This window comes from Bacteriovorax sp. As-1 (assembly GCF_058446905.1).
Genome location: NZ_CP184341.1, coordinates 3,527,664 through 3,539,789, shown reverse-complemented (window position 1 = coordinate 3,539,789; position 12,126 = coordinate 3,527,664). Strand labels below are relative to the sequence as shown.

The 12,126-nt window shown below is 40.2% G+C and carries 15 protein-coding genes; 7 read left to right on the top strand and 8 right to left on the bottom strand.

The annotated features are described in order from the left end of the window. Window positions 1-12 precede the first annotated feature (12 nt). From ACN20O_RS17905 to ACN20O_RS17885, 5 genes are all read right to left on the bottom strand, one after another. On the bottom strand, window positions 13-1,659 hold the full coding sequence (locus tag ACN20O_RS17905; RefSeq protein WP_491635753.1) for a GAF domain-containing sensor histidine kinase: 1,647 nt from the start codon (window positions 1,657-1,659) through the stop codon (window positions 13-15). A 93-nt stretch (window positions 1,660-1,752) separates the two neighbouring features. Next, entirely contained in the window at window positions 1,753-2,214 is a 462-nt protein-coding gene (locus tag ACN20O_RS17900; protein ID WP_491635751.1) for a DUF4383 domain-containing protein, read from the bottom strand. A gap of 54 nt (window positions 2,215-2,268) precedes the next feature. After that, window positions 2,269-2,736: a hypothetical protein gene (locus tag ACN20O_RS17895; protein ID WP_491635749.1), complete on the bottom strand. Its 468-nt coding sequence runs from the start codon at window positions 2,734-2,736 to the stop codon at window positions 2,269-2,271. A 113-nt stretch (window positions 2,737-2,849) separates the two neighbouring features. Continuing rightward, the gene (locus ACN20O_RS17890) at window positions 2,850-3,989 is read right to left on the bottom strand and encodes an SGNH/GDSL hydrolase family protein (RefSeq protein WP_491635747.1); all 1,140 of its coding nucleotides are present in this window, start codon (window positions 3,987-3,989) and stop codon (window positions 2,850-2,852) included. Window positions 3,990-4,008: 19 nt separating this feature from the next. Next, entirely contained in the window at window positions 4,009-4,419 is a 411-nt protein-coding gene (locus ACN20O_RS17885; protein WP_491635745.1) for a response regulator, read from the bottom strand. A gap of 208 nt (window positions 4,420-4,627) precedes the next feature. Between ACN20O_RS17885 and ACN20O_RS17880 the strand changes: the two genes are divergently transcribed. The 3 genes from ACN20O_RS17880 (at window position 4,628) to ACN20O_RS17870 (ending at window position 8,156) form a co-directional block, all read left to right on the top strand. Further along, window positions 4,628-5,965, top strand: coding sequence for an esterase/lipase family protein (locus tag ACN20O_RS17880; protein ID WP_491635743.1), 1,338 nt, complete (start codon window positions 4,628-4,630; stop codon window positions 5,963-5,965). A 38-nt stretch (window positions 5,966-6,003) separates the two neighbouring features. Further along, window positions 6,004-6,483 (top strand): SAM-dependent methyltransferase, encoded by a 480-nt coding sequence (locus ACN20O_RS17875; RefSeq protein ID WP_491635741.1) that lies wholly within the window; start codon window positions 6,004-6,006, stop codon window positions 6,481-6,483. Window positions 6,484-6,863: 380 nt separating this feature from the next. Next, the gene (locus tag ACN20O_RS17870; RefSeq protein WP_491635739.1) at window positions 6,864-8,156 is read left to right on the top strand and encodes a sensor histidine kinase; all 1,293 of its coding nucleotides are present in this window, start codon (window positions 6,864-6,866) and stop codon (window positions 8,154-8,156) included. Here ACN20O_RS17870 and ACN20O_RS17865 read toward each other — a convergent pair. Both ACN20O_RS17865 and ACN20O_RS17860 read right to left on the bottom strand, forming a co-directional pair. After that, window positions 8,135-8,851, bottom strand: a complete 717-nt coding sequence (locus ACN20O_RS17865) for a hypothetical protein (protein ID WP_491635737.1) — start codon at window positions 8,849-8,851, stop codon at window positions 8,135-8,137. The genes ACN20O_RS17870 and ACN20O_RS17865 overlap by 22 nt on opposite strands. A gap of 22 nt (window positions 8,852-8,873) precedes the next feature. Further along, a complete protein-coding gene (locus ACN20O_RS17860) occupies window positions 8,874-9,521 on the bottom strand; it encodes an iron-containing redox enzyme family protein (RefSeq protein ID WP_491635736.1) in 648 nt (215 codons plus the stop codon). A 176-nt stretch (window positions 9,522-9,697) separates the two neighbouring features. On the opposite strand from ACN20O_RS17860, the gene ACN20O_RS17855 reads away from it, so the two are divergent. After that, window positions 9,698-10,129, top strand: coding sequence for an MAPEG family protein (locus ACN20O_RS17855; protein ID WP_491635735.1), 432 nt, complete (start codon window positions 9,698-9,700; stop codon window positions 10,127-10,129). A 106-nt stretch (window positions 10,130-10,235) separates the two neighbouring features. Here ACN20O_RS17855 and ACN20O_RS17850 read toward each other — a convergent pair whose 3' ends face one another. Next, complete coding sequence (locus ACN20O_RS17850) at window positions 10,236-10,502, bottom strand: hypothetical protein (protein ID WP_491635733.1); 267 nt, start codon at window positions 10,500-10,502, stop codon at window positions 10,236-10,238. Between the two features lie 99 nt (window positions 10,503-10,601). On the opposite strand from ACN20O_RS17850, the gene gloA reads away from it, so the two are divergent. From gloA to ACN20O_RS17835, 3 genes are all read left to right on the top strand, one after another. Further along, window positions 10,602-11,105, top strand: coding sequence for a lactoylglutathione lyase (gloA, locus tag ACN20O_RS17845; RefSeq protein WP_491635731.1), 504 nt, complete (start codon window positions 10,602-10,604; stop codon window positions 11,103-11,105). A gap of 148 nt (window positions 11,106-11,253) precedes the next feature. Continuing rightward, a complete protein-coding gene (locus ACN20O_RS17840; RefSeq protein WP_491635729.1) occupies window positions 11,254-11,394 on the top strand; it encodes a hypothetical protein in 141 nt (46 codons plus the stop codon). Window positions 11,395-11,556: 162 nt separating this feature from the next. Continuing rightward, the gene (locus tag ACN20O_RS17835) at window positions 11,557-12,045 is read left to right on the top strand and encodes a hypothetical protein (RefSeq protein WP_491635727.1); all 489 of its coding nucleotides are present in this window, start codon (window positions 11,557-11,559) and stop codon (window positions 12,043-12,045) included. The last annotated feature ends 81 nt before the right edge of the window (window positions 12,046-12,126 follow it).

Below are 12,126 nucleotides of genomic sequence, written 5' to 3'. Positions count from 1 at the left end.
ACCGGCCTTTTTTTATGCTGAATGCTTAATATCTTTTTTTTGCTTTCTTGGAATCTCAATTGTGAATGTTGTATTCTTACATGATGGATCGTAGTAGAACTTGCCTTGATGGCTTTCTATAATCCCGCGGGAAATAGAGAGCCCAAGCCCTGTGCCTTTTCCAAATTCTTTAGTTGTGAAAAATGGTTCCATAATCTTCATTTGAATATCAGATGAAATCCCAAATCCACTGTCTGAGGTACGGATGATGATATATTCCTTATCCTTGGATTCTGAGATATTCATTTTTATCCATTTTTCATCCAGCGATGAAATAGCATGAACAGAATTATTGATAAGATTAATGAGAACCTGAGTTAGCTGAGGACCTCGGGCCTCAAGTTCAAGTGATAAATTTTCAGGGCATTCGATACTGAACTTAATATCTGAAGTTCTGAGTCTTTCTTCACAGAGAAATTGTGCATCTTCTATAATACTGGCCAGACTAATCTGGTTCATAGGGTCTAAGTCCGCATTGCGGGAAATATTTTTTAAACCCTTGATGATTTTTGCAATTCTCTCGGCAGTCTCATTGATCTGAGTGATGCTCTTTAAAAAAGCAGGTTGGTTATACTCATTTGCTAAGATTTGGTTTTTTAATTTACTCGATCGAGACATAATGACAGTTAACGGATTGTTAATCTCATGGGCCATGTTACCGGCAAGCTCTCCGAGTTCAGAGAATTTTGAACTCTTAGCAATGGTCAGGTTTTGCTGGAAGATAAGTGCTTCATTACGTTTTCTTTCTGTAATATCACGGGCCATGATTAAAAAGTGAGAAACTTCGCCATCGCTATTTAGTTTGGGAGAAATAACTGATTCATAATGAGCTTCCACGCCATTTAAATGAGATGTTGATTCAAATTTTACGCTTCTTTTTTGAGCGATAACTCTAAGAAAATTTTCAAAAGTCACCGGAATAAGTGAAGTCGAGATAATTTTTTCAACCGGCCTTCCAATGATCTGTTGAGCGTCGATATTGACCTTTTGGCAAAAGGCCGGATTGACAGCTTCTAGAGGCCATCTTCTCTCTTGATCAACTCGTACGATTCCCATCATGTCGGTGGAGTCGTTAAAAAATATGTGGGCCCATTCTTCTGAAGTTTTTAATTCCTCTTGAGTCTTATGCAGAAGTTTACTTTCAAGCCTTAAGCTAAGGAGATGCTCTGATTGGCGGGCAAGTCTTAAAAGGGCCTGCTTTTGATCATCACTTAACTTTTTTGGTTGAGTGTCGATAATACAAAGAGTGCCTAAGTTACAGCCGTTTTTTGCTTTTAATGGAACACCAGCATAGAAGCGGATTTTTATTCCACCTGTAACTAAAGGATTATTTTTGAACCTCTCATCAAGTAGAGGGTTTTCGACAAGAAAAAGATTATCTTGCCTTATAGCATGATCGCAAAAGGCCACCTCTCTGGGGGTTTGGTTCACTTCAAGACCGATCTTGGATTTGAACCACTGACGGTCATTATCGACGAAACTAATAAGGGAAATAGGAGCATTACAAATTGATGCCGCAAGAAAAGTGATATCGTCGTAACACTCTTCTTTTTCAGTATCCAGGATTTCTAGTTCATGGAGACTCTTAAGTCTTGTCTTTTCATCTTTTATTTCAGTCATATGCAATTCTTTTCGGCATAAGTAGAGATTTTGAAATTAAGATAATATTAATTTTTTTTACCGGGCAGAGAAAATGCCCGGTAAGTTATTGATTTATACCCTATGGATTTTGTGTGGGTGATGTTGGTAGCTGTCTTCGCGGTGAATGACATAACCGTAATAACCACCGGCGATGGCAAAGATTCCATGGGCAAAGATTTCAAAGCCAAATAATGGCCAGTAACCAAAAAGGGTATTAGTCATGGGGATTATCCCCAGGATGGCGAGAGCACCCATAACCCAGAAAACAACTTTGGCATAAATAATCGAGTAGTGAGTGCTGCTACTTTTTGAGAAATAACAGGCAATACCGGCAACCCCAAAGAGAATCAGGGCAACTTTATTGAAAATATTAAGCGGGAATACATCAAGGAACATTCCGTAGCTGGTGTTGACTTTTATCAGAGGAAGACCCTCTGTTATATTTAATGTAGGGACAAAGGCAATTAGCCCCATCACCATCATCACCATTCCTGCAATCAGGGCAAAATTTCTGGTTTGTAGATTATTTTTCATTATTATCTCCTTGATATAAACCTCATGAAGATAATGTGCAAGTTTTGGGCTAGATTAACTTAGCTCTTTTCTAATGTATCTTGGGTCGCTTGGTTCTCTTTTACACTCTTGTTTACTTCCAAGAGTTGAAAGACCATCTTTATCACTCATTAACAGATAAGTACCAAGATCTGTGGCGAGAAGGATGTAGGTATTGTTAATCTTTTTTGCTTTTTTATTTCCAGTAGAAATTTTGTACATCAAACTTGCCGTCGCTCCATATTCCATTGCTGCGAACTCAAAAACCTCATCACGAAACTGACCAGTCAGGTGTCCTGACTCAATAACATCTTCTGTGAGCCTTGTAACAACGAGCTTGCCTGTTTCAGTATTATAAAAACGAAGAAGTGCGCTTTCATTTTTTACGATAAATTCTATCCGGGCCGGAATACCACCACAAACAAGGACGTTAATGTCATCACCAGCGGCATAAGCTGAATTTAGAGTTAAAGACATCATAAATGCCAGGAGAGTTGCCTTCATAGGTAATCCTTTTTTATAGTTTATAGGATCTATTTAATGACATTTTTTGTTTGGAGAACACCTCTCAGGGGAATTCCTACAAGGCCGTCAAAACTTTAGACACTTCTAAAAGGTTATTGGCCCTGATTACCAGTGAAAAAGAGGTGAGAAGGCAGTAAGTTCAAAGGTCTCTCTTTATGGACTTTTGCCATCAGGTTTTTCTCCTTGATGGCCTTCCAGATGCACTGACCGGGAAGTGAGTCCTTCCCGTCTACTAAATGAATGTAGTCCCGGAAAACTTCTTCTTTGGATTCATCGTAAATTCCAGTGCAATCGACGTAGGGAAATTTTTTGTGGGAGAAAGTAAAAAGAATATTTTTACGTCTTTCCTCTTGAGCATTAACTTGTTCTGAATTTTGAAGAAAGCTTTTTTCTAACTCACTCCCAGCATTCTTTTTAAAGTAAACCATCGGTTGCACGACGCTTAGAAAGTTTATTCCGAAGGATTGGGAGATGTGATTCATGATCTCCATATTTTGGGTATAGGCCCAGAGGCGAAGCTCTTCGGTTTGATTGGCAGGAGGACTGGCAAAGCCACTATCTGCGAAATCTCTTTTTTTTATGTCTTCAGTAAAAAGGTCGCGGTAAATCTGACTGCCAAGAAGAATGTTATGGAAAAAAGGGTACTCTCTTACGCTTTGTCCTTCCCACACTTTTTTCTCATAAAGAGAAAAGCGGTGAGGGTAATTCACTCTTGGGTCAACGACAGCAAAGACATCATTGCCTCCGCCATAATGAATGACGAGATCTGGATCATACTCGATCACATCAGTGACGAGCCTGACTAAGTCCTGTTGGCTGACTGATGAAGCAATTCCAAAATTGTAGGCCTTAAGACTTTTACCGATAGATTCTTTATGAGCGGCCTCTTCAATGTATCTGGGGATATCGACTTTATTGAAATGAACTGTCGATCCTCCAAGAACGATCACCCTGAATTCATCAGAGGGTTTTGGCAGCGCTGGCAAATGCCCGCGGTATCCAAGTTCATTATGAACATCATCGTAGATAGGAGACCCAGGTCGGCCTGTGGCCATGACATAGGGACGAGGGACATGGTTGTCGTCGGTTAGCATCCAGGCGTCTTTTAAAACCTTCTCACGCACAAAAGTCCGATAGATGATTTCTGCACTCGTCAGACATAAGACAGCAGAGATGAGCACCATAAAGGTGCGTGCGAGGATACGTTCTATCTTCTGATTAGAGTCATGCATGGATTTATTCTAACAAAGACTAGGATGCTTTAACAGGCAAGATCTTGGAAATTTTCTGTAAAAAGATGTCTTCGTCAAAAGGCTTAATCAAAAAGTTTCTTACGCCATGATGAGTGGCAATAGTGAAGATGTCTTTATCCATTGAACCGGACATCGCGATCACTTTATCAACGCTATTGATGTTGAGTTTATCGGCCTCAAACTCGGTCAACAGGTCGTAACCTGTTTTTCTGGGCATAAACATATCCAGAAGAATCAGATCAAATTTTTGGTTTCTAAGTTTGGTCACTGCACTTTGACCATCGTGAACAACTATCATATTTTTTATGGATTCCATTCGTCCTATATAGGCCTTGATTAAATCACAGATCTCCTCATCGTCATCAACCAAAAGGATACTGTACTGAGCGTATCGATTAAGTATTTCCATAGGTACTCCATTATAAAATGGCCATTGGGATTAAGAGAAAAATTCTATTTTGCTTATTCTTAGTCTAATAATATTGCAAAGTTTGCCACCGTAAAGAGAGATCATTTATGCCAACATTTTATGCAGATTAATACTTGTATAACCGACTAAAACTCTTTGATTTAACATTATTGTTGAAGTGCCGTTAAGGCTCCTAAGGGAGGCCGTCGTGCTATCAAAAATCCTTACAACCATCTGTCTTTCATTTTTCCTTTCTTCATATGCCTGGTCCCAGACACCAAAGCACTTTGTGTTTTTAGTCCATGGAATTGGTGCAAGTCCTTCGACTTTTGGAAAGATGACTGAAACTTTAAAAAGTGAATCGCAGGGATTTGACCCACACACGGATTGGCAATTTATCAACTTTGCTTATCAGACTGGAAGTACCACTAAAGATGTGGCCATCTTTTCTAGGGAGCTGAGCGATTATATTGCAGAGTCTTTTAAAAATGCCGGAGGCCTGAATCCTGAGGATAAATTTTCTCTGGTGATGCACTCGCAGGGAGGATTAATCGGGCTTAACTTTCTTCTTAAATCTTTTATGGGAGAGAGTCATTATCACCCGGAATTAAAATATCACTTGGATGCATTTGTAACTATGGGGACTCCTTATTGGGGAGCAAAGATTGCTATTTTTGCTAATCGTATGATGCCGATTCTCTCTTACCTGCGCATCCCACTCTCGGAGAAATTTGGAGTTGAAGAATTAAAAGATATGGAGCTTGCTTCTGATTTTACCGCTCAAATGCGTGAGACTCTAATCGACCCTAAAAATCAGGAAGTGGTCAGAGAGATTACGACTCAAGGTCGTTTTTTGGTTTTTGCGGGAGTGACAGAACGACTTAATTTACTGGCCCCTTTTGTAACGGGAAAAAACCGTTACGAAGATGATACGGCCGTGCCGATTCCTTCTTCAAAGTTAGATTTCATTTATTACAAAGACCCGGAATTTTACAATGATTATGTCTCGGCCAACGAGTTTAATGAAACTCATATGGTAGAAGCGGAAAACAATATTGTAGTGAATGCATTTCATGCTTCGCCTTTTCCTCAAAACTCGAAATATCCGGGGATTGCAAAGGTCCCAGATCGTTGCGCCAATATCAGCTACAGAGACTGTGATCATCCGACATACCCAATGCTAGTAGAGCATCTTTTTAAATTGCAGCGAGGGCCGGCCTTTGTCCGCGACCTGACAAGTTTTGCAATTGATTTAAAGATTAATTTAAAAGGAAAGAGTATCGATCGCAAAAAAATGTCGATTGCTTTTAAAGGGCTTTCGACTGGACTTAAGATTGGAAAAGATATTGAGCTTTACAATAAAGTCAGCCGCTGGAGCGATGAAGGGGATTTCCGTCTTTATCATACGGGCTACATAGATTCTAAAAAGACCACATCGACAGTTGGAAGAGTGGAGATGATTATTAGTGCTCCTGGATTTAAAGACCGCACAGTGATTGTGCCGGTCAAAAGTGCTCAAAGCACATTTATTGAACTCAACTGGTAATTCATTTGAAACTAGGCCGTCCAAAATTAACATTAAGAATGCAAACTTTTATTGAGAAAGGCCTAGATCATCAACCTTTCTGGGATGTTTGTTGTGATCACGGCTATGTGGGAATCGGTGCTCTTTATACCAAGCGTTTTTCTCACGTGCATTTTGTCGATCAAGTGCCGCACATCATGCACAGGCTGGATCAACTGATTAAACAATCACCTGAATTTGATGAGGAATTTCCTTATAGTTTGCACACTCTTTCTGGAGAGTCGATAGAAGAAGAGATTAATGGGACATTTCTTATTGCTGGAGTCGGAGGAATGACGATAAAGAATATTCTTTCTGCCTCTCTTAAAAAAGATACGTTAAAAGCAGAGCGTCTGTTATTGTCACCTCATACTGATGAGGCGCTCATGAGTGCTTATATTTTGAGTGATGATTTTAAAAGATTTTATTCAATCAAAGAGAGATTGATGCTTTTAGATGGTAAAAAACACCGCCCGCTTTATATTCTCGATAAAAATTAGACTCATTAAATGCTTGGATTAAGCTCTTTTGGTATAAGTCTTTTTCCACTCATGCAAATATCTACCGCAAAAACCTCCAGATCATTCTGGACTTTGGTCTTCAAGTAAGCGGCCTTATGTGGAGAGTGGGCTTCAAATATTCAATTTGTATTACGAAAATTTAGGCCCTGATAAAGGGTCAAATCTAAAGTCTTGAAATTGCTAAAAAAAACTCCCAAGCTCTTAATACTATTCTTTTGGCTCAACTGGTCAATGGACTATTCTTTAATGCAAAGTTGAGGTATATGTTAAGCATGCCTAAAGAGATAGCTATTCTGTTCGGATTTTTTGCGGCGTTTGTATTAATTAATCTCGCCACCTATTTTTTTCTTCAATTGAAGATGAAGGAAAAATTATTTCGTCAGCTGGCGGTCTACTGGCTTTTGGTTCTTCTGGTTTACATCATTGAAGGGGCCGTTCAACAGGGGAAACTAGCGCTGAGTTTAGTTTTCATTATCAACATCGCACCAATTTATATTATCTCTAATTTTTTACTTCACTCATATAATATGAAGCTTAAGCCTTCCCGCTATATTATCGCTTCAAGCGCAGTGGTGATTCTGGCGATTTTTAATAACTCTCTTAATTTACCATTTACAACGCTGGCGATGCCGATTGCGATAGTGGCCTCTTTTCCTTTTGTTGAGGCCATCTATGCAACCTTTGTCACTAAAAAGAATGAGGCCAACTTCACTCAGAAGTTTATGGCCGGAGTGGTTTTTACTTCGGGAGTGTTTTGCTGTTTAAATTACGCTGTTAACCGCATGACCCCAGGAACTGAGTTGATTGGTTTTGGTACGGGGTTTTTAACTTATATTACGGCCTCAATTATTCTTCCGGTTTTCACTATTCAGGAAATTAACCGTGAAAAAACACAAAGGCTTGAACAGCTGGTAAGGGAGCGAACAGATGAGTTACTTGCTTCCAAAATGCAAAAAGAAAAACTTTTACGAGTGGTTGTTCACGATATTTCAAATGCTCTTCAGGCACTGATTTTCCAAAACAATAGGCTTATTATTTCTAGCTCTCCAGAAGTTGCCCATGTGGCCGCGCGTATGATGAAAAATATTGATTCGATTTCTGATATCACTCAGCACGTAAAAGATATGGAGAGATCTCAGTCAAAGAAGATTAAACTCTCACCGGTAGATATTCAGGAATGCCTTGATGAAGTGAGAGATCTTTTTGCCGATCGTTATGCCAAGAAAAATATTAGACTGGATATCATTAATAAAGTTCCGCCTCATATTCAGATCAACGTTGACCGTGTGACTTTTATTCACTCGGTAGTTTCTAATATTGTTTCTAATGCTCTTAAGTTTTCGAATCCAGGTTCTGAAGTTATCATTACCGCCCATGAACATCAGGGAAAGGTTTATTTTAATGTTCAGGATTATGGAATTGGAATGAGCGAAAAGATGCTTTCAACTCTTTTTGACCACGATATTACGCTGACCCTTCCGGGGACCTCTGGCGAGCGTGGGTCGGGCCTGGGAATGCCATTGGTTAAGAGTTACACCGAGATCTTTGGCGGAAAAGTTACCGCTTCTTCTGTCACCTCAGAGCACCCGGGGACAAAAATTACAGTAGCTCTTCCGGCCATTGAATCAAATCATGCTGCAATTTTTAATTGAGAGTACAGTCGTCCGTTTAAGCGCTCCCAACAGGCGTTGAATTTATCGCTGTAGGGGTTTGTTGCATACTTCTCACCAACTTCTTTGTGAAAAAAAGCAACGAGGTCTACCGATTCGGATTCATGGTCTTTATAAATTACATCGGTCATCAAGGGCACGGCCCCAGCTTCAAAAGAGACTCGTCCCATTCCTCTTTTAACTCTCATTGTCCCGGTCATGCCATCCACATTGCTTTCTAAAAGGCGCTTCATAATAAAGCCAAAGAGCACATATTTCCATTGGATGTCGGTGGTTTTTCCACGAAAGTTTTTAGCAACGGTAAACTGGCTGCAGATCAAAATTTTCTTTCCTCTGGAAGTGAGTTTGTCGATGGCCTCCTGGGGCCAGAGTTCAAAATAAGAATCAAGCGGGGCACTTAAGTCACCCCAGTGGACTTCTTTAAAAAATGTAATCCCGAAACATTCTCCTTTGTAAAAAAGAGCGAGCACCTCATCTTGTCTTGTAAACTCATCAGAGTTCAGGCGATGACCGCTAGGGTGCTCTGAAGTGTAATAGTCACTCCAGACATCATTCCAACATTGAAAACTCTTTTGATGAATTTTCTGTAGGTGATGAGGATTGTAAGCAAAATTGCCTTTAATCAAGTATACGTCAAGCTTATCAAAGTCGACGACTTCAACATTCTCATTATTCATTTTTAACTCCGAATTTGTGGCATCAGGCCACGTTTGTCAATCTACTGTCATGAGTGGCTTCGGCGATCTCCCTCATCATATTGTCAAAGGCATAAGCAGATTGTTTCAGGTTGATAATGATGAATTCTAAAGCGACAGGATCAAATTCGCTGAGAAGTTTTTTGGCCTCTTCAACATGCCCCGGGTCTTCTTCACCGTGAACGAGAAGAAAAGTTGCGGATTTTTTTCCGTAGAGATTGCTTAGTTTGGCCGAGAGTGGAGGGCAAACTTTTTGGGCGAGCACTTCAAGAAAAAGAATGTATCCCATGAGAGAGAGCGGGTGCTGATGTTCAATTTTATAATATTGGGGCTCATAAAAAAAACGAGTAGAGTTGAGTTCGGGAAAATCCTCCAGCTTGTGTCCTAGAAAATTTAAGTCGTTGAGTGCAAGCTTTTCATGGTTGGCCTCTTCACCAAGGTGCTTTAAAAAACGCAGGTGAATTTTTTGTTGCTCTTCATAATTGAGTCGTCCCGCACTCAAGGCCAGGATGCGAGTAGAGTGTTTTACGTAGTAAAAAGTCTGGGCCATGTAATTAGCGTAGAAGGCCTTATTGTCCCAAGGCATGCTTTCATAGGAGCTTTGAGAGAGTCTTATACAGTGATCAAGAGCATTTTCCAGTTTTAGTTTCAAGGTCACCTCGCAGGTTAAAACCGGGATTAAATCATCTTAATGAAAAAATCGATCAAGAATAAATTTCTTTTACAAGGGATGTATATTCGAGCCATTATAAGCTTAGAAGCTAAAAAAGATCATTTAGAGATGCCAAAATATCTTGCGTTTATCTTGTTTAGAGAGATACTTTTCCCATGAATCCAAATCTTATCTACTACCCGTGTTTTGCTTTATTACTTCTTTCGGCAATGGTGCTAGTGCGGATGTTTTTAACCCGTGTTCAAGGGATTAAAAGCGGCCAGGTCGACTTCAGGTATTTTAAAACCTATAACCATGCTGAAAAAGATCTACCTACACAGATGACTCAAGCTTCTCGCAATTTCACCAACCTTTTTGAAGTGCCGACACTCTTTTATATGGTGTGTGCCTTCTCGCTGATCACGCAACAAGTAGATGGATTGTTTCTATGTCTGGCGTGGATTTATGTGGCCCTTCGTTATGTGCATTCTATTATTCATTTAACTTATAATAAGATCATGCCTCGAATGGCGGCTTATGGGTTAAGTTGGATAGTTCTTATTGCCATGGGAGTTATCCTGGCCTTTAGAATCGCTGGAAGTCTTTAAGCTACTTAGTCGACTGCTCACGGATTTTATGGCGGCCTTTTAAAACTAAAAAGAGACACACTAAGGTTAATCCCGCTGCTGCAATATAAGGAGCGCCAGGTAGTGGTTAATGGTCTTTTTTCGTGAAGAAAGATAACAATCCCGTATACATCAATGGGCCAATAATAGACGTCAGGCTGGTAATTGCCACCAGTGTTCCTTGCAGTTCACCTTGCTCTTCAGACGGCGTACCTTTAGTGATCATTGACTGAAGCGAAGGCATAACGATGCTGGTGAAGAGAAGAAGTGACGTGCCCGCATAGAGCATCCAGGACTTGGTGACTAGGGCACAAAGAAGGGAGTTGGTCACTAAAACGATGAGTCCATAGGTCACTGATACGTCCTCTGCGAAAAGTAGAAATCCGGTGAAATTCCTCTATGAAAGTGCTAGGATGTTGAGAGAAAAAAACAGACTCACTATCAAGGAATTCACATGGAAAATATCAAAGGCCTTTGCACTAATCCCGATCCAGTTACTCAAAAATATGTTTTTAACCACACTATGCTTCGCGTGCGCGATCCCGAAGTTTCACTGGATTTTTACTCGCGCATCCTGGGCATGAAGCTTTTAAGAAAAATTGACTTTAACGAATGGAAATTCTCTCTTTATTTCCTGGCCATGATTGAAAATGATTCTCAAATCCCAACAGACAGCGATAAATCGCGTGCACGTTTTACTGCAGGTCTTAGCGGTGTTTTAGAGTTAACTCATAATCATGGAACAGAATTGGAAGAAAAGACTCCGTACCACAACGGGAACACTGAGCCTCGCGGCTTTGGGCACATTTGTTTTTCTGTTCCAGATATCAAAGCTGCTTGTGCGCGTTTTGAAGCACTTGGTGTCCCTTTTCAAAAGAAATTAGGAGAAGGGGGAATGAAGGATATCGCCTTTATTAAAGACCCGGACAACTATTGGGTGGAGATTATCGAGGCCTAATTGAGACCACCTCGAAAAATGAATATTACATTTATCCAAAAAATCTTACAAACGCCGCTTTTTTAAGTAAATACGACCCTGGCCCGTCGCCAAGGTCGATTCATTTATTCTAATTTCTCCCTCGCTTTATTTTTTAGGGGAGATTTTTATGAACGCAAAGTTTTTGCATGTGAAGAATCTTGCCATCGTTTTGATGGGCATAGTGATTCTTCTTCTTGTTTCATTTGATGCATTCTCTCAGTCTGAAGTTGATATGGGCGCAGGTGATACCTGTTCTCTAAGTGCTTAATGGCCCTAGACGTAAAGGACTCGATTAATACGCCGATCCTCTAATGCACTTTCACGGTCTTTAGTGATTAGTGATTAAATTTTGTTGGGCCTTTTAATGTAAAAATTTCAAAAGGGCCAATCTCTTATGAAAGATTTGAAAAACTCCATTATAACTGTGCCTATGAAAAACGCATTGAAAATCACCTCGGCCCTTTTTATTACTCTTATCTTTGCAGGAGAGATCTCTGCACAGGATTTCCCGACGGGACCGGAGCTCTCAGAGACTCCAGGTAAGCTTTGCGACCAGCCATCTAAGGTTCGTTATCCGGAAAAAATCGCTTACTGTGATCGCGATGTTTCTTATGAAACAAAGGAAATCATCATCCATGAGTATGACCAGAAGTTTAATTATTCTATCGCAAAAATGCCGCGTGGAGAGTTTAAGATTGATCATCTGATCCCACTTTGTGCAGGCGGATCAAACGATACTACAAACCTGTGGCCTCAACATAAATCAGTCTATGCGATCACTGATCCTCTGGAGCCAGTCATCTGTTCAAAAATGGCCCAAGGCCGCCTTAAGCAAAATGATGCGGTTTCTTTAGTTATAGAGGCTAAGACCCACTTAGAGCGCACGAAAAAAATTATTGAGTACGTCAGTCGACTTTAATTAGAGCTTGGCCTTTCAATTTCCAAAGGGATTGTTGAAATTCATGGTGGAAGGCTCTTTCTTGATCGAAATTGTCCGAAT